Below are 23,284 nucleotides of genomic sequence, written 5' to 3'. Positions count from 1 at the left end.
GTGAAGTGAGGCAGCGTGGGTCCAAGGAGCCTGCGGCTCGACTCCGCGTCTCCGCGCCTTCGCGTGAACTCATAGGGTGCAATGCCTGAGTCCGCTTCCACCCCAATTCGCCACCCCCCTCGCGTCATGTCGGCGCAGGCTGGCATTTGTGGAGACGGCACGCCACATGGCCTACGTCCCCTGCGCTGGGGTGACGGTAAGAGAGGCTCAACCGCACCAGTCGGTTTCGGCGTCCCTATTCACAGGATCGCCGGAGGAATAGACATGAACCCCGCGCGCGTGGCCATGCCGGGAGGCATGAACCGGCCACGCGCGGGGCAGGGACGAAGGCATCGTCGGATGCGTCATCAATCGAGCCTGCGCCGGGGAATTCAGTCGATCTTCTTGCGCTTCACCGTCCAGCCGGGTTCCTCGCACAGCCCGCAGGGCGTGCCGGTGAAGCGGGCGGCGGCCTTGCGGTCGCCGCGCAGCTGCCATTCCAGCCAGTCCGTCGCGACGCTCGCCGCCTTGCCGCCATTGGGCTGGCGGAAGGTGCCGCCATGGCCGACATCGATGCTGGCGAGCGCGACCGGCACATGCTCGATCTTGTCGAAGTCGTCGCTGCCGTTGGGAAAGGCCACGTCGCTCGGCCCGCCGAGAATATAGAGCACCGGCGTGTGCAGCTTCAGCAGCAGCGACTTGTCGACGGTCATGCCCTTGATCGGGTTGCTGCCGTCGGCGAACACGCCGCTATTATGGACGATCACCGCCCGGATGCGCGGATCGCCCGCCGCCTGCAACGCCTGAAGCCCGCCGCAGCTGGTGCCGGAAACCGCGATGAGCTTCGGATCGATGCGGCCATGGAAGGGGCTGTCCGGCCGCGCGTTCTCGGCCAGCGCCATGTCGAGGCCCGCGAGCACCTGCGCGGCGGTGGTCTTGACCGGATCGACCGGCGGGGCATTGGCCGGACGCGGCGCTTCCGCCGGTGCGGGCGCCGCGCCGGGGCCGGAGAGAATGGCCCCCGGCGCGACCACGAGATAGCCGTGGGACGCGATTTCCGCGAGATGGAGCCGCGCGCTCGCCCCGTCGGCGCGGCATCCGCCATTGCCCCACAGCAGCACGCCCAGCTTCTTCTGCCCCAGCGCATCGAGATTGGCCGGATGATAGATCACATGGTCGGGGAAATGGGCGTCCTGCCGCTTAATCGCGGGCCAGGGGCCGGTGCCGGGCGTGTCGGGCATCGCATTATAGCGATCGCGGGCCGCCTGCTGCTGCTCCGCTGCGGCGGTATCGGTGGGAGGAGTTGGTGCCTGTGCGAGGGCGGCGGTGCCGAGAAAGGTCGATGCCGATGCCAGTGAAACCACCAGCCTGTGCAGTCCAGCGCGCATAATCCGTCTCCTTGCTGTTTCGCCATGCTGTAGCAGCCGCCAATAAGATGTTGCAAGCGCTTACACAAAATCCTATCGAACGGGCAGGCGATGGAGATCGGGAAGGGAAAGCCATGGGTAAATGGATCGCGCTGCTGGCGGCGCCGTTGCTGCTGGCGGGCACGCTGCCTTTGGCGGGGCAGGGGCTGGCGCAGGAAAGCGCCAATGGCGACCTGCCCGGCGGCGGCCATTGGGCGGCGCAGATGCCTGCCCGCTGGAACGGCACGCTGCTGCTGTGGAGCCGGGGCTATTCCCCCGCCGCCAACGGCGCGGAGGCGGCTTCCCCCGCGCATCGGCAGGCGCTGCTCGACGCGGGTTATGCGCTGGTCGGGTCGGATTATGGATCGGGCGGCTGGGCGCTGGCCGAGGCGGTCCCCGCCCAGCGCGCCGCGGTCGCCGCCTTTGTCCAGCGCTTCGGCAAGCCCAGGCGGGTGATCGGCTGGGGCTTTTCGATGGGCGGCCTGGTGACGACCGCGCTGGCCGAGCAGCCGGACAGCGTGCTGGACGGCGCGGTGTCGGTCTGCTCGTCCATGGGCGGGGCGGTCGGCATGATGAACATGGCGCTGGACGGTGCCTTCGCCTTCCGCACCCTGGTCGCGCCCGATGCGGGGATCGAGCTGACCCGCGTGACGGACGACCGAGCCAACGGCGCCCGCGCGCAAAAGGCGCTGGACGCGGCGATGGCGACGCCGGAGGGCCGCGCGCGCGTGGCTCTGGCGGCGGTGCTGGCGGGCTTGCCGGGCTGGACCACGCAAAATGGCCCGGAACCGGCGAAGGAGGATGCGGAGGCGCAGGTCGCCGAAATGGCGAAAACCTTCGTCGCGGGCGTCTTCCTGCCGCGCGGCGATCAGGAACGCCGCGCGGGCGGGCCCTTTTCGTGGAACGACGGCATCGATTATCGCAGGCAACTCTCCCTGTCCGGCCGTCGCGCGATGGTCGAGCGGCTGTACAGGGCGGCCGGGCTGGATCTGGAAAAGGACCTCGACCGCCTCGCCGGGGCGGAGCGGGTGACGGCGGAACCGGCCGGCGTCCGTTACATGATGGATCATTACACCCCCACCGCGCGGCCGTTGGTGCCGGTGCTGGCGGTGCAGGCGATCGGCGACGGGATGACCTCCCCTTCGTTGCAGCGCGGCTATGTGGACGCGGCGAAGGGCAGGGCGGTGAAGGGCCTGTGGGTGCGTTCGGCCGGGCATTGCCGGTTCGGTCCGGAGGTGATCGTCAGCGCGATCAACCAGATGGGCGCGCGGCTGGACAGCGGCCGCTGGCCCAAACCGCCCGCCTTCTTCATCCGCCACACGCCCCCGCCGATGCTGCGCCCCTGCATTCGCGGCGGGCAGTGCCGGTGAGGGCAGGGGAGAGGCGGATGGTGGAGAGGTCGGGCAGGGCGGCGTTGCTTATGCCGCTGGGCTGGATCGTGAAAGATCTGTGATTTGCGGGCGAGCCGGCGCCTGAAATTTTCTCATTGTGGGTGGATATGGATTTCAGTGCGGTTATAAGAAAGCGTCGGGCAGCTCTCGATGATGGCGTTGCGGTTGGACTGTGATCTTTGAATAGCTATGATTCATATTCTCGATGGTCGCCACGTCGAGAGGTTGCCGCTGGACCGCGATCTCTGAATAGCTATGATTCCCGAAGAGGTCGAGCCGCTGGCGTAGTCGTTGCCGCTGGACCGCGATCTCTGAATAGCTATGATGGTGAGGGAGCGCAACCGGCGCCTCTCCGGTTGCCGCTGGACCGCGATCTCTGAATAGCTATGATTCGCGCTTGGCGTAGTCGTTGCCCGCCATCGTTGCCGCTGGACCGCGATCTCTGAATAGCTATGATTTGCCGAACGCCTCCTGTAGCGCCCATGTCGTTGCCGCTGGACCGCGATCTCTGAATGGCTATGATTATTCGCCTATCGGCGACGGGCTGGCCGTGGTTGCCGCTGGACCGCGATCTCTGAATGGCTATGATGGCCGGATCGGCCTCGCTGGGCGGAACGGAGTTGCCGCTGGACCGCGATCTCTGAATGGCTATGATGGTGCCGCTCGACGGCTCGACGGTGTTCGAGTTGCCGCTGGACCGCGATCTCTGAATGGCTATGATGCAATGCCATTTTCTGCCACCGCCCCCATAGTTGCCGCTGGACCGCGATCTCTGAATGGCTATGATGCGTGTATTGGCGAAGTTGCGCTTCATCGTGTTGCCGCTGGACCGCGATCTCTGAATGGCTATGATCAGGCGAGCGGGGATGCCGCTTTCCGGCATGTTGCCGCTGGACCGCGATCTCTGAATGGCTATGATGGTGCAACCAACTGGCTGCTGGTCAAGGCAGTTGCCGCTGGACCGCGATCTCTGAATGGCTATGATCGATCTATCGCGCGTTCGAGCGGGGTTTCCGTTGCCGCTGGACCGCGATCTCTGAATGGCTATGATGTTGCGCCGCCGCTGGCGTCGCGCCTCGGAGTTGCCGCTGGACCGCGATCTCTGAATGGCTATGATCTCGCCGTTCATCGTGCCGCTGACCCATCAGTTGCCGCTGGACCGCGATCTCTGAATGGCTATGATTCGACACCGACGCGACCGTCGACGCGCTGCGTTGCCGCTGGACCGCGATCTCTGAATGGCTATGATGGCGGCGGCGGGCGATCCGCGAGCTGCACCGTTGCCGCTGGACCGCGATCTCTGAATGGCTATGATCGTCTCGGCATTGACGAATATGCCCAGCGCGTTGCCGCTGGACCGCGATCTCTGAATGGCTATGATGCCGACCTGCGCGGACCCCGACGCCCTCCGTTGCCGCTGGACCGCGATCTCTGAATGGCTATGATCCCGGCGAGCAGCGCACGGCGCGAGGCGGTGTTGCCGCTGGACCGCGATCTCTGAATGGCTATGATAGGCCAAGCCATCCCTGACGGTTTACTGTAGTTGCCGCTGGACCGCGATCTCTGAATGGCTATGATATAGTCAACGGATTGGCTACCACCTTTTTCGTTGCCGCTGGACCGCGATCTCTGAATGGCTATGATTTAGCGACAATCAGGCCCTCGCCGCCGTCAGTTGCCGCTGGACCGCGATCTCTGAATGGCTATGATCACGTCGAGCATTTCGCCGGGCACAAGCTGGTTGCCGCTGGACCGCGATCTCTGAATGGCTATGATCAAGTGGTTCGGATAAGGTGATGGCGGCGGTTGCCGCTGGACCGCGATCTCTGAATGGCTATGATCGCGCGGACCCTCGGCGCAGGCGCTGCGTCGTTGCCGCTGGACCGCGATCTCTGAATGGCTATGATCAGGAGTTCGAGGCATCAGCGGCGCTCAAGGTTGCCGCTGGACCGCGATCTCTGAATGGCTATGATGACCCGGCTAGCAACCCGAAGGGGAGGGAAGTTGCCGCTGGACCGCGATCTCTGAATGGCTATGATTCCGCGATAGCGGCAAGCTCGCGCTGCAAGTTGCCGCTGGACCGCGATCTCTGAATGGCTATGATGCAGTGTCAATATCCTGCCCTGCCTGAGGTGTTGCCGCTGGACCGCGATCTCTGAATGGCTATGATTCATCCACGATTTTCTTGAACGCAGTGGCTGTTGCCGCTGGACCGCGATCTCTGAATGGCTATGATATGGAAGCGTTTGAGCAGCTTCGCGCGCTTGTTGCCGCTGGACCGCGATCTCTGAATGGCTATGATCCGCTTGCCACTGCTACGACCTCGGCCACGGTTGCCGCTGGACCGCGATCTCTGAATGGCTATGATAGCGGGCCGGTGTCGAGCGCGAAATATTTCGTTGCCGCTGGACCGCGATCTCTGAATGGCTATGATTCCCGCTTCATGCGCCTGACCAGTATTCTTGTTGCCGCTGGACCGCGATCTCTGAATGGCTATGATTTCTCGCCTATCGGCGACGGGCTGACCGCCGTTGCCGCTGGACCGCGATCTCTGAATGGCTATGATTTCTCGCCTATCGGCGACGGGCTTGGCGTGGTTGCCGCTGGACCGCGATCTCTGAATGGCTATGATTGCATCGGGCAACGCAAGAATATGCTCTGCGTTGCCGCTGGACCGCGATCTCTGAATGGCTATGATAGGGGAAGCGTCGGCCCCGTCACGCGCAAGGTTGCCGCTGGACCGCGATCTCTGAATGGCTATGATGGCGTCGACAGCGGTGGCTGGCTGGAGCTGTTGCCGCTGGACCGCGATCTCTGAATGGCTATGATCTCCGGGGATTATGTCTATATTGAGGGGTCGTTGCCGCTGGACCGCGATCTCTGAATGGCTATGATATGAAGAGGGCGTGGGTCAATCTGCGGCGGGTTGCCGCTGGACCGCGATCTCTGAATGGCTATGATTCTCGCCACGGTCCAGCAGGAACCTCGCCAGTTGCCGCTGGACCGCGATCTCTGAATGGCTATGATGGATGGAGTGTCATCTCATTGAGAAACAATGAAAAAACGCTCCATCCATCGCGCTGGAAATAGTGCGAATCGCTAGAACAGGGCGAGCTGGTCGGGATTTTTTCTTTGCCGGCGGCGGCGTTGGCCTGAGAAGCGGATGATGTTTTCATATTGCCGGTCCGTGAAACTGAGGATGTGAATGTCACCCCGATCGGGCAGATTGGCCTCTATGCGCCGCATATAGGTCTCGAACTGCTCCTTGCCGTTGCAGAAGCGAGCATAGACCGAAAACTGGCTTTTTTCAAAACCCTCATCCAGCAGGAATTCGCGGAATTTGGTCGCTGCGCGCGATTGTTCCCTGGTGGTGACGGGCAGGTCGAACATGACGAAAATCCACATGAGCCTGTATCCGCTCAATTGGGTGACACTCATGATATCAGGCTGTCCAGCCCGGCCAGTTCCAGCGCCGAAGGCGGTGTAGGCAGGGTGATGTCGGCCGCTCGCCCTGTTTCGAACGCGCGGGCGAGGGTCTGGGCGGCCCGGTTGGCCGCGCCGGATAGGGTCGTGGTGCCATCGGGGCCGGGCAGGTCGAGGGCGATCAGCCCGGCAAAGGCGCGCTTGGCTTCGCTCGTCACCCGGTCGATGCCGCGCGCCGTCAGCCGCACGGTCAGCGCATCGACCAGCGGCCGGAAGGGCTCGATCAGATCATCGGCCAGCGCAAAGGCATTGGCCCGGTTCGCATGGTGGATCCCGATCGAGGGATGCAGGCCTGAGGCGACCACCGCCCGCGCGCACAGCGACCGCATCACGGTATAACCATAATTGAGCAGCGCGTTCACGCCGTCGGCGTCGCGATCCCGCCGGAAGCCGCTGCCCATCAGCAGCGGCCAGTAACGGCGGGCGGCCTGCGCCTCGACATTGTCCGGGTCGCCGGACCCGACGCGGCGGGCGAGCAGGTCGAAGGCGGAGGCGGAAACGCCATTGGCTTCCAGCACGGCGGCTTGCCAGCGAATCTTCGCCACCACGACGCGGCGCCAGAGCTGCTTGGAAAGCGGCTTTCCGGCCTCCCATTGCGCGCGCATCCGGGCGTTCTGCGCATGATGGCCGTCAAGCGGCAGACACACGGCGACCGGGGCATGGTTGCTGCCGCACAGCAGCATGACCGCGCCTCGGCTGGCCAGCGCCGCGATCAGGTTGGTCGACCAGGTGACGCCATGGGCATGGACGATCACCGCCGCCACATCGTCGAGCGGGATGCGGCCGACCTCCGACCGGTCCTCCGAAACGATGAGGAAACCGCGATGGGCGGAAAGATGGCGGCCATCGGTGGCGATATCGACGATCCGCTCCATCCGTCGCCGTCCCCTGCTCAGGCCGCCTTGCGCGTCTTGCGCCGGGTGGTGCGCGCCGGAAAGCCGGGGTCGAGCACGCGGCCCAGTTCGTCGATGCGGATCTTGCGAAGTCTCCATGCTTTTTGCTTGGCGGGAAACAGCGATATGTAGCGGAACGGATCATTCTTGTCGGCATCGCGGCCCTTCAGAGAGCCGCCTTCCTCCGGCGGGGCGAGATACAGCCGCCCCTCCTGACCGAATTTGACGACACGCAGCAATAGCCGTTCTCCATCCGGTGGGGTCGCTGCCGCAAGGTCGTTCTGGTGCAGGCTCAACACCTTGCGCGCGGTCGGGCAGCTGGCGCGGACCTTCGAGGTCCAGCCCGGCTGATGCGCGTCATACATGGAAACGACCTCGCTCACCCATTTGCCGTCGGGCAGCTCCCACACATCGTAGCGATAGTTTGAATCGCCCTTATATCCTTTGTAGGCGCGCCCTTCGCGGTCGCGGATGGGAATGACGCTCAGCGGTTCGACCCGACGCACGCGGCGGACGCCGCCATAGGGGTGCCAGTGCAGCTTCGGAAATTCTGCGATCGCCTTTTCGAACGCCTTGCCTTCCAGTCCCTCGACCTGGCGATAGAGCGCGGCCTTCAGGTCGGTATCGCGGATCTGCTCGATATGCTCCAGCTTCTTCAGGCCGGAAAGCGGCGTGCGGCGCACGACGATGCTGTTGCCCTTGTCGTCCACCTCGCCGGTCAGGCCATAGGCGGTGTCGTTGTGCAGCCGTCCCGCCGTCTGGTCCTTGCCCTTGTCCAGACCCGCCTTGGAAACCGTGCCATGGTCGGCGCGATGGCTGACCACGATGGCGTTGACGACCTTGCGCAGATCGTCGCGGAAGCCTGCCCAAGGCGGGGGGATTTCGATCTTCTCCCGCCCGTCCGCGCCTTCCATGCCGGAAGCCCTGGCGATGCGTTGCAGCATCGAACGGTCGATGATCGCGACGACGGCCGCGTCGATTGCATGATGGCGGTGGTCCAGCCGGTTCTTGGGCTGGTCCGCGCCGCCGCCGAAATTATGGTCGGGCAGCAGGTCATTGAGCCCCAGCTTGCGCCGCGCCATCTCGGTGAGGCGGCCGGGCGACACCCAGATCGGCCGGCTGCCTTCGCCCCGGTCCGGGTATAGGGCGGCCAGATATTCATGCGCCAGCCGCCCGAGATATTGGGTGTCGACCAGATGGCGGGCGAGGAAGCCGCCTTCTTCGCGGAAGCGTTCCATCGCATCCGGCTCGAACCGCCACCTTTTGTTCTTCGGCAGGCGCGCGGCGCGGGCGGCGACTTCCGGCCAGCGGTCGAGATGGCCCCATGCATCGCAGGGCGAGCGATTGCCCTTGTCGCGATTGGCCTCTCGCACGCAGATGATCTTGTTGGCGTTGCTGTCATCCAGCGTGGCGGAGAAGGGCAGGATATGGTCGACCTCCGCCCGGCCGTCGAACAGCATCGCGGCCGAAATGACCTGTCCGCTATAGACGCATTGCCTGCCGATGGCGTTTTCGTCCAGTTCCTCCCACAATTTCAGCAGCGCACGATTGGCGCCCGTATTGGGCTGGCCCAGTTCCTCCAGCTTTTTTCCGCGGCGTTCGGCGGCGGCGCGGTTCTCGGCATTCTTCCGGTTCAGGTCCTTTTTCTGCTCGTCGTTCAGCTTCAGTTCGCGCGCCAGCTCGATCGCGATCTCGGCGGGCGGGCCATAGGCGCGGATCAGGCGGTTGACGACGCGGCGCAGCTGGTTGAGCCCGATATGGACGGTGGGGTTGGTCAGGCGGCCGATGCGCATTTCCTCCGGATCGGATGCATTTCCGGTGCCCGGCATGATGTGCCGCTCCAGCGCCACGCCATAATAGGGCAGTTGAGGGCGGCCTTGCTCGTCCTCGAAAACCTCTCCGGTACGCCGGTCGCTGTGATGGCCCAGCCCCGCATGCTCGACCGCCTCGCTATAGACGATGACGCGACCCGGCTCGATCGGCGCCGCTTTTTCGGTGCGCCCTTCCGGTGTCCTGCCGCTGGTCAGCGCCTCGATCAGCCGGGTGGTCGCGGTCAGGCCGAACCGGCCATAGCCCTGCGGCAGGTGCGCATTGGCGACGGCGCGCGCCTGCTCCTCCTCCAGCCCGTAGGTCGCGGCCAGCCAATCGAGAAAGGCGCGATGATCCGCGTCGCTTTCCACGGCGTTCAGGCGCTGGATGACGTCCCATTGCTCCTCGGCCGGCAGATGCGCCCAGCGGGTGCCGAAGCGGGTCTTCGCCCCCATGATCGCCGCGACCTCGTCGCCTGCAAGATGGGTGCGGTTCTCGCTTTCCTTGTTGAAGCGGGAGTCGGAATCGGCTTTCAGCACCTTGCGCAAGCTGTCGAAGCCGACCTTCGCCCTGTCCTTCAGCTTGAGCACAAGCAGGTCCCGCTCCTCCGGCGTCAGGCGCCGGGCCTTTTCGCCGGGGCGCACGATCATCAGCGCGTTGACTTCCTCCAGCAGGCGGCGGCGCTGGAACAGCGGATGCATCTTGGGCAGCCGGTCCTCGCCGTCGACCAGCATGCATTTGCCGATTTTCGGGGCCTTGAGGGGGCGCTGATGAAAGATGATCTCGAACAGCCGGTCATGCACCTCCGCCGTCAGCACATCGGGATGATGGGGCGACTGCGCCTCCCAGATGGCGTCGAATTCCTCCTCCAGCAGCGCGCGGGCGGGATAGAAGTCATAGCCGTCGCCCTTGGCGCCCTCGCCGCTTTCCGGCCGCATCCGGGTGCGGACGGAGGGAATCGCATTGGCATTGACGGCGCTCTTGCGGCGCAGGTGGAGCCATTCGCCATAGGTGCGCGCGCCCGCTTCCTGCATCGCGTCGCGCAGGCGCTCGATGCCGATGGCGATCTTGCCGCTCTCGGCATCGTCCTTGCGATCGGCCTTGCGGTTGGACTTGAAGCCGCGCCGCTGGTTGAGATGGAACAGCGCCCGGCCGAGATGGGCGAGCGGCAGCGCCTCGTCGAGCGCTCGCGCGCGCAGTTCGATGGGGTCGAGCGCGGCGAGCGCCTTGCGTTCGGCTTCATCGGCGGGGAAAAGCCCGTCCCGCACCAGATATTTGATCAGCGCGCGCTGCCGCTGCTTGAAGCGGTCGCGGCGGCGGCTCATCGAGCGGGCGTCGCGCCGGTCGACGGCAAGCGAGGCCCCGGATTTGGGATCGCGCCCGTCGCTGAAGATGCGTGATCCGGCCGCCAGAAAACCCGCCGGTTCGCCGGCCTCGTTCAACAGGATCGCCGCCCAACCCAGCGAGTTCGCGCCCAGATCGACGCCCAGACGCCAACGCAATGCCCGCTTCATTCTGTCCTTCCCCCCGGAAATCGCGGCCGATGTCGCCGCACCTCATTTCAGGTGCGGCAAATCAGCCATGGCTTCATAATGGGGACCAGCCTAATCGTCGCCAAAATGAAATCAATTCGCTATTCTTCACCGGGTCATGGGGCGGCCGGACTATTTCCGTCTTGACGGGCCTGATGCTTCGGCTATCTTCTCCTCATTCAGAGATCGCGGTCTGGCAGTTAACAAGTGTCAGTACGCACCAGATAAGGGCAGCGCTCCGGCGCTGCCTTTTTGCTTACCGGCTCATCGCGGCTTCACCATTCGGGAGGTTCGACAGGCGCCTGCCGAGCAGGCCGCCGATCTCGTCGAGTCGGCAGGGGCCGTGGATCGCCATGTCGTCGGGCAGCCGCTCCAGCGGGCGGGAGATGCCGGTGGTGGCGAAGAGGATGGGGACGGGCGCGGAACGGCCGATGGTGCGGGCCGCGGCGATGGCCGATCCCTGCTCCACCCGGTCGCCGATGACGATCAGGGCAGGGGCCTGCCGCCGCGCATATTCCACCGCCTGGCTTTCCGTCCAGGCATGATCGAAGGACTGGAACCCCGCCTCCGTCAGTTGCCGTTCAATGGCGTGGCCGACAATGATATTGTCTTCCATGATGAGGGCGTGGCCCATGGCATCTCTCCTGACATGATGTGGTTAGGAACTGGGTGCGGCCCGATCGGGTTCTGCGGATCGATTGCCTTATAGCGGACCGCCCGGCGTATGGCTCGGCAAATATGCGATATGCTCCGTTTGCGGGTCGAACCGCTTTCGTCGCAGGGGGGATGAAATTCAGGGCGATTCGTTCTATATCGCGTCCATGGCTAAATTGATTTCGAGACGATCGCTGCTGATCTGCGCGGCGGCTGCCGGTCTGGCGCCCGTTGCCGGCGCGCGGGCGGCGATGCTCCCGGCAACGCGGGAGGAAAGATTGCTGGCGCGCGCCAAGGCGGCGCTGGAGTATCATGGCGGGGTGGTGAAAAGGCGCGACCGCATCGCTATCGTGGATTTCTCGCTGCCCTCACGCCTGCCGCGCCTCGACATTGTCGATCTGGAAGGCGGGCGGGTGGAAAGCATGCTGGTCGCGCATGGGCGCGGGTCGGACCCGCAGCATAGCGGCTGGGTGGAAAGGCTGTCGAACGAACCGGGATCGCTTGCGTCCTCCGCCGGGGCCTATCTGACCGGCCCGCTTTATGTGGGCAAGCATGGCCGCTCCCGGCGTCTGGTCGGGCTGGACCCTGGCAACAACAATGCCGAGGCCCGCGCGATCGTGGTCCATGGCGCCTGGTATGTCAGCCCGGCCATGGCGCACGAGCGCGGCAAGCTGGGCCGCAGTGAGGGCTGCTTCGCGGTGGACGAGCGGGAGATCGACAAGCTGCTCGACCGGCTGGGCGAGGGGCGGCTGCTCTTCGCCGACAAGTCCTAGGCGATTATATTCTTGCGAACAGGGGCCTTGACGGCCGGGTTGGGGTGGTTAGCTGCCACCTTCCTACATCCGTCACCCCAGCGTAGGCTGGGGTCTCAGGCCATGTCGCGCGCCGCCTCCGGAGATGCCAGCCTTCGCTGGCATGACGCGATGGGGAAGGCAAGAATAGACCGAAAACGGACTTCCACCCGAACCTATTCGTAATGGATAATCGCCAAGTCTTGAGCGGTGCGAGCATGCCCCGCCGCTGCGGATCAGGCCGCCGCCCGCGCGCGTTCCACCGGGGCAAGGACCTCGGCCCGTTCCTGCTCCAGATCATGGGCGACCTCTATCGTCCCCTGCGCGCTTATCTCGGCGGCGCGGCTCGCCTGCGCCGCATAATCCACCGCCGCTTCCTGGCAGAAGCTGAGGCTGGCCGACACCACTTCCCCGATGCTCGCCGCCGAACCGATCTTTTGCGCGAATTTCATATCCTGGTCGCATCGCTGCTGAAGGAAACCGAACAGCGCCTTCTGCTGGTCGATCGCCGCTTTCAGCATCGCGGCCTGCATATGCGGGCCGACCATGAGCAGCTTCTGGAAATCGGGGACGGCCGACAGGCTTTGCCCGGCCGGGAAGGGAAAGAATTTGGTCCACGGGGCTGCACCCTTGTCCGAGGGGATGGTGCCCTTATTGTCCTGAGCCATGATCGAATCTCCAGTCCGGTGAAATCAGCATGACATATGCCGGTCCAGCCTATCCTGTTCCGGCATTCCGCATCCATACGTAATATTGCCCGTCGCCCCGATCCGCTCTCCTGTGATCGCGAAACGGGGCTGGGCGGGGCGCCCGGCCTGCGGCCTCAATGGCCGAGGATCAGCGGCAGCTTGCTCGAACTCAGCAGGCGCTTGGTGACGCCGCCGAAGGTTTCGCGCAGGCGGCCCCGGCCATAGGCGCCCATCAGCACATAGTCGGCCTGCGCCGAAGCCGCCGCCTCGGCGATCAGGTCGTCGGCGTTGCGCGATCCGCGCTCGACCAGATCGATCTCCGCGCGGATGCCGTGGCGCGAGAGATATTGCGCCGCCGCCGCCGGGCTCAGCTGGTTCGATTTCTCGGTGGCGGTGAAGATGCGCACGTCGCTCGCCAGCTTGAGCAGGGGCACGCACGCGCGCAGCGTCGCCGCGCAGGATTCGCTGCCGTCCCAGGCGACAAGGGCGCGGTCCGTGCCGAAATGCGTCTGGTCCTCCGGCACGGCGGCGACCGGCGCGCGCGATTTCATCACCACCCGGCTGGTGATCTCGCGCATGTCGAGGAACGAGCTTTCCTCAAGCTGGCGGTTGAGGATGATGATGTCGGCAAGGGAGGATGCGTCCACCATCGCCTGCGCCATGCCGCCGATCACGTCGGTCCAGTCCCACGACACCGCTTCCCGGTTGAGGCGGGCCTCCAGAGTCGCGCGGTTGGCCCTTTCCCGGTCGCGCTCCTCCTCCAGCAGCATCGCCTGTTCGGCGCCGCCGTTGATGTCGGCCGCCACCAGCGGCACCACCGCGACGTCGATGCAGCTCAAATGGCCTTCCAGCGCCCGAGTGATGTCCAGCGCGGTCTGGAGGCGCGCCTCCTGACCGGCATCGTCATGGACCAGCAGCAGGATATTTTTCATCGCATCACACTCCCCGTTCGCGGTAGAAACGTCAGTCGGTGTGCCGTTCGGCAGGATCGCGGAGATCGACTATAACCCCCGAAGGTTGCTCCGCTTTCATACCGACATGATAGATGCGCAGAGGGCCATGTCCCTTGATCTGTGTCAACCCCTCTCCTGATCCGCCGATGACGATCCGCGCGCGCAAAATGGACCTGAGGCGGCTTGCCCTCGGCCCATACCTGCGCCAGCATCGGCGCATGGGCAGGGACGAGAGCGAGAATGTGCTGCGCTGGTTGCAGGGCGGCGGGCCGTTTGGTCGAGAAGAGCTGCGGCGCATCGACACCCATGGCGCGGTGATCCTGCTGGCGGGGGACCGGGCGTGGAAGCTCAAGAAGCCGGTCCGGTTCGGCTATATGGATTTCTCGACGGCGGAAAAGCGGCATAGCGCGCTGGACGCGGAGCTGCGACTCAACCGCCGCACCGCGCCGCAGCTCTATCTCGGTCTGCACCGGGTGACGCGCGCGGCCGATGGGCGGCTGGCGCTCGACGGCGCGGGCGAGGTGGTGGACTGGCTACTCGAAATGCGGCGCTTCCCCGACGGCGCGCTGCTGGAGGAGCAGGCCGCGCAAGGACGGTTCGATGAGGAACGGCTGGACGACGACCCGCTGATCCGCGAGCTTGCCGACCATGTCGCCGCGCTGCATGCGCTGGCGGATCCGGTTCCGCTGTCCGATGGCGCGGCGCGGCTGCGGCGGGTGGTGGAAGGCAATGCCGATGCGATGGCGGCCTATCCCGCCATCCTGCCGGAGGAGCAGGCGCGGCGCCTGACCGGGCGGCTGCGCGAAAGGATCGATGCGCTGGCGCCCCTGCTCGATGCGCGCGGGCGGGAAGGGCGCATCCGCCATGTCCATGGCGATCTCCATCTCGGCAATATCGCGCTGGTGGACGGCAGGCCGGTCGCGTTCGACTGTCTGGAATTCGATGCCGACCTCGCCACCATCGATGTGCTCTACAATCTGGCGTTCCTGCTCATGGATCTGTGGCAAAGGGGCCTCGCGCAGGCGGCGAACCGGCTGCTCAACCGCTATCTCGACCTGTCGCCGAATGACGAGGGGGCGATGGCGCTGCTGCCGCTGTTCATGGCGGTGCGCGCGTCGATCCGCGCCCATGTGCTGGCGGCGCGGGCCGAACAGGCAGGCGAAGGGCCGGGGCGGGACGAGGCGGCGGCCAGCGCGCGGGCCTATCTCGATTTCGCGCTCGGCCTGCTGGACCGGGCCGACCGCGCGCCGCCGCGCCTTCTCGCCATTGGCGGGCTGTCGGGCACCGGCAAGTCGACGTTGGCGCGCCTGCTGGGCGACCGGATCGGCACGCCGCCGGGCGCGCGCATCCTGCGCAGCGACGTGCTGCGCAAGCGTCTGGCGGGCGTGGCGCCCGAAGCCCCGCTGCCGCCGGAAGCCTATACGCGCGACTCGAGTGCGCTGGTCTATGGGGAGCTGGCGCGGCTGGCCGGGACGGCGCTGGATGCGGGCGGCGGCGTCATTGCCGACGCGGTGTTCGCCAGCCCCATGGAGCGGGAGGATATCCGCGCGGTGGCGGACAGGCGGGGGGTGCGGTTCGACGGCCTCTGGCTGGTGCTGCCGGAAGAAGGGCGGGTGGCCCGCGTCGAACGGCGGCGCGGCGACGCATCCGATGCCGATGCGGCGGTCGTGCGCGCGCAGACGCTGCGCCATCCCGACCGGCCGGAGGACTGGCCGGATGACTGGACCGTGCTGGACGCCGACGGGGACGGCGCCGCGCTGGCCGTCCGCGCGCGGGCCGCGCTGGGGCTGGCGCCCGAAGCCGGTCCGCCCCGGCAATGACCGGTTTTCGTTATTTCATTAATGCAAATCATTGTTGCATTTCATCGAAAGGGTATCAATGGACGCGGCGGTCCGATCGCATTATGGAAGGCTCGCGAAATTGGGCTTCCGCCGTAAAAAGGGGCGGAAACAGGAAAGGATTACGGGAATGCCTCAGTTGGTGGTGACGACGCGCGAAGGGGAAGAAAAGACGATCGAGGCCGGGTCCGGCCTGAACGCAATGGAAGCGATTCGCGATGCCGGTATCGATGAATTGCTGGCGCTGTGCGGCGGCTGCTGTTCCTGCGCGACCTGCCATGTCTATGTCGACCCCGCCTTTGCCGATCGCCTTCCGGCGATGAGCGAGGACGAAAACGATCTGCTCGACAGTTCGGAGCATCGTCAGGCCACGTCGCGCCTGTCCTGCCAGATCGTGCTGACGGAGGATGTGGAGGGCCTGCGCCTGACCATCGCGCCGGAGGATTGATCGGCGTCGAATAATAAAGGGGAGAGGTTTGATCGTGACGGATTATGATGTTTTGATCGTCGGCGGCGGGCATGGGGGCGCACAGGCCGCCATCGCGCTGCGGCAGGAAAAGTTCGAAGGCAGCATCGCGATTGTCGGCGACGAGCCGGAATTGCCCTATGAGCGGCCGCCGCTGTCCAAGGAATATCTGTCGGGCGACAAGACGTTCGACCGCATATTGATCCGTCCGGAGAAATTCTGGGAAGAGCGCGAGATAAGCATGCTGCTGGGGCAGCGCGTGACCGCCGTCGATCCGGCCGCGCACCGGGTCACCCTCGCGGACGGCACGTCCATCGGTTACGGCAAGCTGATCTGGGCCGCGGGCGGCGATCCGCGCCGCCTCACCTGCGACGGCCATGACCTCGCCGGCGTTCATTCCGTGCGTACTCGCGCCCATGTCGACCAGATGATGCGAGAGCTTGACGGCGTCGAGCAGGTCGTGGTGATCGGCGGCGGCTATATCGGGCTGGAAGCGGCGGCGGTGCTGCGCAAGTTCGGCAAGCAGGTGACTTTGCTCGAAGCGCTGGACCGGGTGCTGGCGCGCGTCGCGGGCGAGCCGCTGTCCCGCTTCTATGAGGCGGAGCATCGCGCCCATGGCGTCGATGTCCGGCTGGGCGCCGCCGTCAACGCGCTGGAAGGCGATGGCGGCAAGGTGATCGGCGTGCGCATGGCCGACGGGTCGGTCCTCCCGGCGCAGATGGTGATCGTCGGCATCGGCATCATCCCCTCGGTCGCGCCGCTGCTGGAAGCGGGCGCGAAGGGTGCCAACGGCGTCGAGGTGGATGCGCTGTGCCGCACCAGCCTGCCCGATGTCTACGCGATCGGCGATTGCGCGCTGCATGCCAACCGCTATGCGGCGGGCGCGGAAATCCGCCTGGAATCGGTGCAGAACGCCAATGACCAGGCGAAGGTCGTCGCCCGTTCGATCATGGGCACGGATGCCGATTATGACGCGGTGCCGTGGTTCTGGTCCAACCAGTATGACCTGCGCCTCCAGACCGTGGGGCTGTCGTCGGGCTTCGACCAGACGGTGCTGCGCGGCGACCCGGCGACGCGCTCCTTCTCGCTCATCTATCTGCGCGAGGGCCGCGTGATCGCGCTCGATTGCGTCAATGCGGTCAAGGACTATGTGCAGGGCAAGGCGCTGGTCGTCGACGGCGCGCGCATCGATCCCGCGCGCCTTGCCGATGCCTCGGTGCCGCTGAAGGAACTGGTTGCGGCCTGACGGGCCATCCGGATGACGGGGCGCGGCCGGACGGCATGCCTGCGGAGAGTGGCGGACGATGAACAGATTGCGGATGCTGCTCGACCCCTTCATCCTGATGCTGGTGGGGACGGTGGTGCTGGCGTCGGTCCTGCCCGCGCGGGGCGGCTTCGTGCCGGTGGTCGGCGCGGTGTCGACGGCAGGCATCGTCGCGCTGTTCTTCTTCCACGGGGCGAAGCTGTCCCGCGCCGCGATTGTCGCGGGGGCCAGCAACTGGCGGCTGCACCTCGCCATCGTGGCCGCGACCTACGGGCTGTTCCCGCTGATCGGCCTCGCCGCCGTCCGGCTGCCGCTCGATCCGCCGCTGCTGGCGTCCGGGCTGCTCTATCTGACGCTGCTGCCCTCCACCGCCATGTCCTCGGTCGCGCTGACGGCGATGGCGCGCGGCAATGTCGCCGCCGCGCTGTGCGGCGCGTCCTTCTCCAACCTCGCGGGCATCATCCTGACGCCGCTGCTGGTGCTGTTGACCATGGGCGGCAAGGGGACGGGCGTATCCTGGCGGAATGTCGAGGAAATCGGCTTGCAGATGCTGCTGCCTTTCCTGCTGGGCCATATGCTGCGGCCGTGGATCGGCGATTTCGTGCAGCGCCGCCGCGCGCTGGTGACGGCGGTGGATCGCGGCGCGGTGCTGCTGGTCGTCTACAGCGCGTTCGGTGCGGCGGTCGTCGCCGGGCTGTGGCATCATGTGTCGGCCGGTGCGCTGCTGCTGGTGACGCTGGTCTGCTGCATGATTTTGGCGCTGGTGCTGCTGGCGACCTGGCTCGGCGGGCGGGCGCTGGGGTTGGCGCGCGAGGACGCGATCGTCCTCCTCTTCTGCGGTTCGAAGAAAAGCCTCGCGACCGGTGCGCCGATGGCGAGCATCCTGTTCGCGCGGGCCGATCTGGGCTTCATCCTGCTGCCGATCATGCTGTTCCATCAGATCCAGCTGATCGTCTGCGCGCTGATCGCCCAGCATTATGCCAGCACCACGCCCCAGCTTGCGGAGCGCGCCGCCGCGCGGGCTTGATAGGGCAAGGGCCGGGGCAGCAGCACGGCCGCCCCGGCGTCTCGCTCAATATCGCGCCCGCAGGCTGAGGAACAGGCTGCGGCCGGGTTCGGGGTAGCCGTCCGCCGTCGCATGGTTCACGTCGAACAGATTGCGCCCGCCGACGCTGACATCGATGGCGGCGGTGAACGCATATTCGATGCTGAGATTGGCCAGCGCATAATCGCCGGTGCGGTAATAGGCGCCCGCCGGGGTGACGACCCAGCGGGCGGAGGCGATATCGACATTGGGCATGATCCGCAGGCCCGCCAGCGGCGACCAGTCGGCGTAGAGGAACGCCTTGTGCGTCGGCACCCCGGTCGGGCGGAAGGCCGCGACGGACGGATCCGTCAGCTCGCGCTTCACCCAGCTGTAATTGCCGCCCAGCGACAAGCCGGAGCTGACCGTCGCGGTCAGGCTGAGTTCCGCGCCGTAATAATCGCCATTGCCCAGATTGCGGTTGATGGTGGTGGACGGCGCGATGGTGATCGCCATGATCGCGTCGTTGACCCGCGAATACCAGACCGCGCCTTCCGCCCGCAAAGGCCCATAGCGCCGCGACCCGCCCAGCTCGACCTGCGTCGCCCGCTCGGCCTTCAGGTCGGGATTGGCGATCGCCATGCCGAACCGGCTGCTGAACCGGTCCGCCAGCGTCGGGAACCGCGTGCGGGAGGAGATGGATAGGCGCAGGTCGCTGTCCTCGTCCGGCGCCCAGCGCAGCGCGCCCTGCGCATTCCAGCTGCTGCCGATGACGAAATTGAGCTTTGCGGTGCAGCCCGAAAAGCTGGGCGGATCGGTCAGCAAGGGCGGGCTGTTCCGCGTCGATATCGCCGAGGCCGGAACCTATCGTGTCGCGCTGGGGTCGGGGCCGTGGATCGACGTGATCGAAAAGGGCGCGGCGCTGCCTTCGATCGCCCATGGCCATGGGCCGGAATGCTCCGGCATCCGCAAGATGGTCGATTACGAGATGCAGGCCGGGCCGCATATCCTCCAGATTTCGGGCAATGGCGACGCCGCGCTGACGCTGATGGTGGTCAGGCTGCGCTGATCAACTCAGCGTGATGACAGTGTCGGCCAGCCGGTCTATCTCCTGCCGGTCGTGGCTGACATAGAGGATGGGCAGCTTCAGTTCGCGGGCGATCCGCTCGATCACCGTCATGATCTCGTCGCGCCGGGGCAGGTCGAGCGAGGAGAGCGGCTCGTCCATCAGCAGGAAGCGCGGTGCGGACAGCAGCGCCCGGCCGATGGCGACGCGCTGCGCCTCGCCGCCGGAAAGCGAGCGCGGCCAGCGGTCGAGCAGATGCGCGATGCCGAGGAAATCGGCGGCTTCCTCAGGGCTCATCCAGCGCTCTTGCGGCGGCGCGAGGTCGTGGCCGTAGAGCAGGTTGGCGCGCACGCGCTTGTGCGGGAAGAGGCGACCGTCCTGAAACACATAGCCGAGGCGGCGGCGCTCCGGCGGCAGGTCGATGCCCGCCAGCGCGTCGAACAGCACCTCGCCGCCCACGCTGATGCGTCCGCTGTCGGGTTGCAGCAGGCCCGCGATCATGTTGAGGATGCTGCTCTTGCCTACGCCGGACGGGCCGAACAGCGCGGTGATGCCCCGGTCCGCCGTGAAATGGGCGGAGATGATGCGGTCGCCCAGATGGCGGCTTATGTCGACCTCAAAGGACATGGCCCATCCGTTCGTTCATCTGGCCGCGCCGCGCCAGCGCTTCCGACAGGATCACCGCGCCTAGCGACAGCGCGACGGAGATCAGCGCCAGTCGCGTCACCAGCGCCTCGCTGCCGGGTATCTGCAATGCGGAATAGATGGCGAGGGGCAGCGTACGGGTTTCGCCGGGAATGTTGGAAACGAAGGTGATGGTCGCGCCGAATTCGCCGATCGAGCGGGCGAAGCCCAGCACCGCGCCCGCCAGCACGCCGGGCAGGCTGAGCGGTAGCGTGACGGTGAGGAAGGCGCGCCAGGGCGAGGCGCCCAGCGTGCGCGCCGCGCCCTCCAGCCGCCGGTCGACGGCCTCTATCGACAGGCGGATCGCCCGCACCATCAGCGGCAGCGCCATGATCGCGGCGGCGAGCGCAGCGCCGGTCCAGCGGAACATCAGCGTGATGCCCAGCGTCCGGTCGAGGAAGCGCCCTGCCGGGCCTTCGGGGCCGAAGGCCAGCAGCAGCAGCCAGCCGGTCACCACCGGGGGCAGCACCAGCGGCAGATAGACGAGGCCGTCGAGCAGGAACCGCCCCGGAAACCGCGCGCGTGCCAGCAGCCATGCCAGCGCGAAGGCGATCGGCAGCGTGCCGGCGATGGCGACGCCGCTGACCTTCAGCGACAGCAGCATGATGCCCCATTCCTCAGCTGTCAGCATGGGCGCTTACCGGCTGGAAAAGCCGTGGCGGACGAAGATCGCGCGCCCTTCCCTCGACAGCAGGAAGCGGCGGAAGCCCTCAGCCTCCGGGCTGGCCGAGGCGGCGAGGCGGGCGACGGGATAGCTGATCGGCGGATGGCTGCTTTCCGGAAAGGCGCCGACCACCACCCGCACCTTGGCGGAGGCCATCGCGTCGGTCGCATAGACGATGCCGAGCGGCGCCGCGCCCCGTTCGACCAGCGCCAGCGCCGCGCGCACATTTTCCCCGCTCGCCACCCTGTTTTCGACGCTTCCCCAGACGCCCAGCCTTTCCAGCGCGGCCTTGCCATATTTGCCCGCGGGCACGGCGGCGGGGTCGGCCATCGCCAGCCTGCCATTGCCCAGCGCGCGGGAAAGCGGGAAGCGCGGCGCGATGGCGAGGCGGACATTGCTCGCCGCCGGGGCGATCAGCACGAGCCGGTTGTGGAGGAAGGAGGCGCGGGTGCCCGGCACGATCCGCTTGCGTGCCTCCACATAATCCATCCATTCCTCGTCGGCGGAGAGGAAAAGGTCGGCGGGCGCGCCGGTGTCGATCTGGCGGGCGAGGGCGGAGGAGGCCGCGAAGGAGAGGACGGGGCGCTCATGGCCCTTCGCGGCCCAGGCGGCGGCCGCCTCTTCCAGCGATTCCCGCAGGCTCGCGGCGGCGAGCACCAGCGGCGGCCTTGCCAGCGCGGCGCCCGGCGCGACGGCGGGCAGCAGCAGCGCGGTCGCCACGATCAGCAGCCAGAGGCGATGGAGGAACTGCGGCATGCGGGAATGGTCCCTATGTTCATGGAAATATAGCGTGCGCCTATCATGTTCGCCTGCGGGGTGCCAGTCCCGTGGAACGGGAAACGGTATCCGCGAACGGTTTCCCGCCGCCCTTGGCGGCGCGCCTCATTCCGGCGGATTGCCGTCCTTCCGCTGCCCCGGCCTGGGCTGCTCGCGCATCAGTCCGCGCAGCGCGGTCCAGTCCTCGCCCCGCGCCGCGTCGCGCACGGCCTGCTGGAGCGCGCGATAATGGGCGAGCACCTGCCGCCCGCGGTCCGTCACGCGCGCGCCGCCGCCATGGCTGCCCCCGGCCGCCGTCTGCACCAGCGGCTCGTCCCAGCAGCGGTTCATCACGTCGACCAGCATCCAGGTGCGGCGATAGCTCATGCCCAGCGCCCGCCCGGCGGCGGAAATGGACCCGTGCTGCCTGATCGCGTCGAGCAGGTCGGCCTTGCCCGGCCCCATGGCGATTTCCTCGCCGCAATGGAGGCGGATTCTGATGCTGGGGGCAGGGTCGGTCATGCGGTGGGATTAGCCCGAAACGGGGGCGGCCCGCAATCGGGTCGGATTGCGGGCCGCCGAAGGTGTGGGGGTGCGGGCGTCAGTTGTGGCGCGCCAGCTCGCGGTTCAGCCACAGCGCGACGATGGTGCCGAGCGCGCCGGACAGCAGGTAGATGCCCGATGCCAGCAGGCCGAAATGCACCGACAGCCACAGCGCGACCAGCGGCGCGAAGCCCGCGCCGAACATCCACGCCAGATCGCTCGTCAGCGCCGACCCGGTGTAGCGGTAATGGGTCTGGAAGCCGGAGGCGACCACGCCGGACGACTGGCCGAAGGACAGCCCCAGCAGGATGAAGCCGAACAGCATGAACACCATCTCGCCGCTCGGCCCGCCGTCGAGCACGAAGGGCGCGAAGATGCTGAAGATCGCGATGCCCACCGCGCACACGCCCAGCAGCGAGCGGCGGCCGATACGGTCGGCGATGATGCCCGACGCGATGATCGCGCCCACGCCCGCCGCGCCCGCCGCCGCCTCGATCAGCAGGAAGCGGACGGGGCTTTCCAGCGTGAACAGGAACACCCAGGACAGCGGGAACACCGTCACCATGTGAAACAGCGCGAAGCTGGCCAGCGGGGCGAAGGCGCCGATGACGATGGTGCGCCAGTGGGTCGCGATCGTGTCGCGTATCCGTGTCGGCTGGAGGTCGCGGCTTTCGTAGAGATGCTCATATTCCGGCGTCGCGACGATGCGCAGCCGGGCGAACAGCGCGACCACGTTGATCGCGAAGGCGCAGTAGAAGGGATAGCGCCAGCCCCAATCGAAGAAATCCTCCGGCTGCAACGACCCGGCGAAATAGGCGAAGAGCAGGCTCGCGACGATCAGGCCGAGCGGCGCGCCCAGCTGCGGGATCATCGCGTACCAGCCGCGCCGTTCCTTCGGCGCGTTGAGCGCGAGCAGCGAGGCGAGCCCGTCCCACGCGCCGCCCAGCGCGATGCCCTGGCCGATGCGGAACACGATCAGCGCCAGCGCGGCGCTGTGGCCGATGGTGGCGTAGCCGGGCAGAAAGGCGATGGCGGCGGTCGAGCTGCCGAGCAGGAACATCGCCGCCATCAGCTTCACGCTGCGGCCGTAATGGCGGTCCAGCGCCATGAACAGGAAGGTGCCGAAAGGCCGCGCGACGAAGGCGAGGGCGAAGATTGCGAAGGAATAGAGCGTGCCGGTCAGCGGATCGACATAGGGAAAGATCAGGCGCGGAAAGACCAGCACCGATGCGATCGCGTAAACGAAAAAGTCGAAAAATTCGGATGTGCGTCCGATTACCACGCCGATCGCGATATCGCCCGGATCTATGCCATGCTGTATTTTCTGCTCGCGCAGTTCCTCTCCGGCGAAAGGATGGGTGGCTGCTGTCGTCGTCATGAGCTCAGCCTCTTCTCTATG

At 66.4% G+C, this 23,284-nt stretch carries 20 protein-coding genes and 1 CRISPR repeat array; of the genes, 7 read left to right on the top strand and 13 right to left on the bottom strand.

Translation table 11 applies throughout. From position 1 onward, the window contains the following. Window positions 1-371 precede the first annotated feature (371 nt). Window positions 372-1,367 (bottom strand): alpha/beta hydrolase, encoded by a 996-nt coding sequence (locus GGR43_RS20770; protein WP_246343958.1) that lies wholly within the window; start codon window positions 1,365-1,367, stop codon window positions 372-374. 113 nt (window positions 1,368-1,480) lie between these two features. Here GGR43_RS20770 and GGR43_RS20765 point away from each other — a divergent pair, with 113 nt between their 5' ends. Next, complete coding sequence (locus tag GGR43_RS20765; protein WP_188073726.1) at window positions 1,481-2,755, top strand: DUF6351 family protein; 1,275 nt, start codon at window positions 1,481-1,483, stop codon at window positions 2,753-2,755. A 179-nt stretch (window positions 2,756-2,934) separates the two neighbouring features. Further along, window positions 2,935-5,803: direct repeats of the CRISPR family, unit length 36 nt; unit sequence GTTGCCGCTGGACCGCGATCTCTGAATGGCTATGAT. 72 nt (window positions 5,804-5,875) lie between these two features. Here GGR43_RS20765 and cas2 read toward each other — a convergent pair. From cas2 to GGR43_RS20745, 4 genes are all read right to left on the bottom strand, one after another. Then, entirely contained in the window at window positions 5,876-6,181 is a 306-nt protein-coding gene (gene cas2, locus GGR43_RS20760; protein WP_281392559.1) for a CRISPR-associated endonuclease Cas2, read from the bottom strand. A gap of 29 nt (window positions 6,182-6,210) precedes the next feature. Further along, window positions 6,211-7,134 (bottom strand): type II CRISPR-associated endonuclease Cas1, encoded by a 924-nt coding sequence (gene cas1 / locus GGR43_RS20755; protein ID WP_188073724.1) that lies wholly within the window; start codon window positions 7,132-7,134, stop codon window positions 6,211-6,213. A 17-nt stretch (window positions 7,135-7,151) separates the two neighbouring features. Beyond that, window positions 7,152-10,475 carry a type II CRISPR RNA-guided endonuclease Cas9 gene (cas9, locus tag GGR43_RS20750; protein WP_188073723.1) on the bottom strand — a complete coding sequence of 1,108 codons (3,324 nt, stop codon included), beginning with the start codon at window positions 10,473-10,475 and terminating at the stop codon, window positions 7,152-7,154. Window positions 10,476-10,749: 274 nt separating this feature from the next. Next, a complete protein-coding gene (locus GGR43_RS20745; protein ID WP_188073722.1) occupies window positions 10,750-11,127 on the bottom strand; it encodes an ANTAR domain-containing protein in 378 nt (125 codons plus the stop codon). A 187-nt stretch (window positions 11,128-11,314) separates the two neighbouring features. Here GGR43_RS20745 and GGR43_RS20740 point away from each other — a divergent pair, with 187 nt between their 5' ends. Beyond that, window positions 11,315-11,920, top strand: coding sequence for a murein L,D-transpeptidase catalytic domain family protein (locus tag GGR43_RS20740; protein WP_188073721.1), 606 nt, complete (start codon window positions 11,315-11,317; stop codon window positions 11,918-11,920). Between the two features lie 254 nt (window positions 11,921-12,174). Here GGR43_RS20740 and GGR43_RS20735 read toward each other — a convergent pair whose 3' ends face one another. Continuing rightward, on the bottom strand, window positions 12,175-12,606 hold the full coding sequence (locus tag GGR43_RS20735; protein WP_188073720.1) for a hypothetical protein: 432 nt from the start codon (window positions 12,604-12,606) through the stop codon (window positions 12,175-12,177). 155 nt (window positions 12,607-12,761) lie between these two features. Beyond that, a complete protein-coding gene (locus GGR43_RS20730) occupies window positions 12,762-13,559 on the bottom strand; it encodes a universal stress protein (protein ID WP_188073719.1) in 798 nt (265 codons plus the stop codon). A 239-nt stretch (window positions 13,560-13,798) separates the two neighbouring features. Here GGR43_RS20730 and GGR43_RS20725 point away from each other — a divergent pair, with 239 nt between their 5' ends. From GGR43_RS20725 to GGR43_RS20710, 4 genes are all read left to right on the top strand, one after another. Continuing rightward, a complete protein-coding gene (locus GGR43_RS20725; RefSeq protein ID WP_188073718.1) occupies window positions 13,799-15,400 on the top strand; it encodes a bifunctional aminoglycoside phosphotransferase/ATP-binding protein in 1,602 nt (533 codons plus the stop codon). A gap of 148 nt (window positions 15,401-15,548) precedes the next feature. Continuing rightward, the gene (locus GGR43_RS20720) at window positions 15,549-15,866 is read left to right on the top strand and encodes a 2Fe-2S iron-sulfur cluster-binding protein (RefSeq protein ID WP_188073717.1); all 318 of its coding nucleotides are present in this window, start codon (window positions 15,549-15,551) and stop codon (window positions 15,864-15,866) included. A gap of 34 nt (window positions 15,867-15,900) precedes the next feature. Next, on the top strand, window positions 15,901-17,130 hold the full coding sequence (locus GGR43_RS20715) for an NAD(P)/FAD-dependent oxidoreductase (RefSeq protein WP_188073716.1): 1,230 nt from the start codon (window positions 15,901-15,903) through the stop codon (window positions 17,128-17,130). Window positions 17,131-17,188: 58 nt separating this feature from the next. Beyond that, window positions 17,189-18,175 carry a bile acid:sodium symporter family protein gene (locus tag GGR43_RS20710; RefSeq protein WP_188073715.1) on the top strand — a complete coding sequence of 329 codons (987 nt, stop codon included), beginning with the start codon at window positions 17,189-17,191 and terminating at the stop codon, window positions 18,173-18,175. A 45-nt stretch (window positions 18,176-18,220) separates the two neighbouring features. Here the strand turns inward: GGR43_RS20710 and GGR43_RS20705 are convergent, their stop codons facing one another. Continuing rightward, entirely contained in the window at window positions 18,221-18,997 is a 777-nt protein-coding gene (locus GGR43_RS20705; protein ID WP_188073714.1) for a TonB-dependent receptor domain-containing protein, read from the bottom strand. Between GGR43_RS20705 and GGR43_RS20700 the strand changes: the two genes are divergently transcribed. Further along, complete coding sequence (locus GGR43_RS20700) at window positions 18,963-19,241, top strand: hypothetical protein (protein ID WP_188073713.1); 279 nt, start codon at window positions 18,963-18,965, stop codon at window positions 19,239-19,241. The two genes, GGR43_RS20705 and GGR43_RS20700, sit on opposite strands and share 35 nt — an antisense overlap. Here the strand turns inward: GGR43_RS20700 and GGR43_RS20695 are convergent, their stop codons facing one another. The 5 genes from GGR43_RS20695 to GGR43_RS20675 all read right to left on the bottom strand — a co-directional run bounded on the left by GGR43_RS20695 (window position 19,242) and on the right by GGR43_RS20675 (window position 23,263). Further along, a complete protein-coding gene (locus GGR43_RS20695; RefSeq protein ID WP_188073712.1) occupies window positions 19,242-19,865 on the bottom strand; it encodes a molybdenum ABC transporter ATP-binding protein in 624 nt (207 codons plus the stop codon). Beyond that, window positions 19,855-20,553 (bottom strand): molybdate ABC transporter permease subunit, encoded by a 699-nt coding sequence (gene modB, locus GGR43_RS20690; protein WP_188073711.1) that lies wholly within the window; start codon window positions 20,551-20,553, stop codon window positions 19,855-19,857. The genes GGR43_RS20695 and modB overlap by 11 nt, the downstream gene beginning before the upstream one ends. A gap of 6 nt (window positions 20,554-20,559) precedes the next feature. After that, window positions 20,560-21,342, bottom strand: a complete 783-nt coding sequence (gene modA / locus GGR43_RS20685; protein WP_188073710.1) for a molybdate ABC transporter substrate-binding protein — start codon at window positions 21,340-21,342, stop codon at window positions 20,560-20,562. Window positions 21,343-21,468: 126 nt separating this feature from the next. Beyond that, on the bottom strand, window positions 21,469-21,864 hold the full coding sequence (locus GGR43_RS20680) for a winged helix-turn-helix domain-containing protein (RefSeq protein ID WP_188073709.1): 396 nt from the start codon (window positions 21,862-21,864) through the stop codon (window positions 21,469-21,471). Between the two features lie 79 nt (window positions 21,865-21,943). After that, window positions 21,944-23,263 carry an MFS transporter gene (locus GGR43_RS20675; protein ID WP_188073708.1) on the bottom strand — a complete coding sequence of 440 codons (1,320 nt, stop codon included), beginning with the start codon at window positions 23,261-23,263 and terminating at the stop codon, window positions 21,944-21,946. Between the last annotated feature and the right edge of the window lie 21 nt (window positions 23,264-23,284).

The sequence above is a fragment of the Sphingobium jiangsuense genome (assembly GCF_014196495.1).
Taxonomy (GTDB): Bacteria; Pseudomonadota; Alphaproteobacteria; order Sphingomonadales; family Sphingomonadaceae; genus Sphingobium; species Sphingobium jiangsuense.
This window is presented reverse-complemented; position numbering and strand designations above follow the sequence as displayed.

Excerpts from the sequence above, each read along its gene's own strand:
- modA (WP_188073710.1), bottom strand. The coding sequence starts at position 21,342 with ATGCCGCAGTTCCTCCATCGCCTCTGGCTGCTGATCGTGGCGACCGCG.
- GGR43_RS20710 (WP_188073715.1), top strand. The coding sequence starts at position 17,189 with ATGAACAGATTGCGGATGCTGCTCGACCCCTTCATCCTGATGCTGGTG.
- cas1 (WP_188073724.1), bottom strand. The coding sequence starts at position 7,134 with ATGGAGCGGATCGTCGATATCGCCACCGATGGCCGCCATCTTTCCGCC.
- GGR43_RS20740 (WP_188073721.1), top strand. The coding sequence starts at position 11,315 with ATGGCTAAATTGATTTCGAGACGATCGCTGCTGATCTGCGCGGCGGCT.
- GGR43_RS20765 (WP_188073726.1), top strand. The coding sequence starts at position 1,481 with ATGGGTAAATGGATCGCGCTGCTGGCGGCGCCGTTGCTGCTGGCGGGC.
- GGR43_RS20770 (WP_246343958.1), bottom strand. The coding sequence starts at position 1,367 with ATGCGCGCTGGACTGCACAGGCTGGTGGTTTCACTGGCATCGGCATCG.
- GGR43_RS20735 (WP_188073720.1), bottom strand. The coding sequence starts at position 12,606 with ATGGCTCAGGACAATAAGGGCACCATCCCCTCGGACAAGGGTGCAGCC.
- GGR43_RS20745 (WP_188073722.1), bottom strand. The coding sequence starts at position 11,127 with ATGGGCCACGCCCTCATCATGGAAGACAATATCATTGTCGGCCACGCC.
- cas9 (WP_188073723.1), bottom strand. The coding sequence starts at position 10,475 with ATGAAGCGGGCATTGCGTTGGCGTCTGGGCGTCGATCTGGGCGCGAAC.
- GGR43_RS20680 (WP_188073709.1), bottom strand. The coding sequence starts at position 21,864 with ATGACCGACCCTGCCCCCAGCATCAGAATCCGCCTCCATTGCGGCGAG.
- GGR43_RS20675 (WP_188073708.1), bottom strand. The coding sequence starts at position 23,263 with ATGACGACGACAGCAGCCACCCATCCTTTCGCCGGAGAGGAACTGCGC.
- GGR43_RS20695 (WP_188073712.1), bottom strand. The coding sequence starts at position 19,865 with ATGTCCTTTGAGGTCGACATAAGCCGCCATCTGGGCGACCGCATCATC.
- GGR43_RS20725 (WP_188073718.1), top strand. The coding sequence starts at position 13,799 with ATGGGCAGGGACGAGAGCGAGAATGTGCTGCGCTGGTTGCAGGGCGGC.
- GGR43_RS20720 (WP_188073717.1), top strand. The coding sequence starts at position 15,549 with ATGCCTCAGTTGGTGGTGACGACGCGCGAAGGGGAAGAAAAGACGATC.
- cas2 (WP_281392559.1), bottom strand. The coding sequence starts at position 6,181 with ATGTGGATTTTCGTCATGTTCGACCTGCCCGTCACCACCAGGGAACAA.
- GGR43_RS20730 (WP_188073719.1), bottom strand. The coding sequence starts at position 13,559 with ATGAAAAATATCCTGCTGCTGGTCCATGACGATGCCGGTCAGGAGGCG.
- modB (WP_188073711.1), bottom strand. The coding sequence starts at position 20,553 with ATGCTGACAGCTGAGGAATGGGGCATCATGCTGCTGTCGCTGAAGGTC.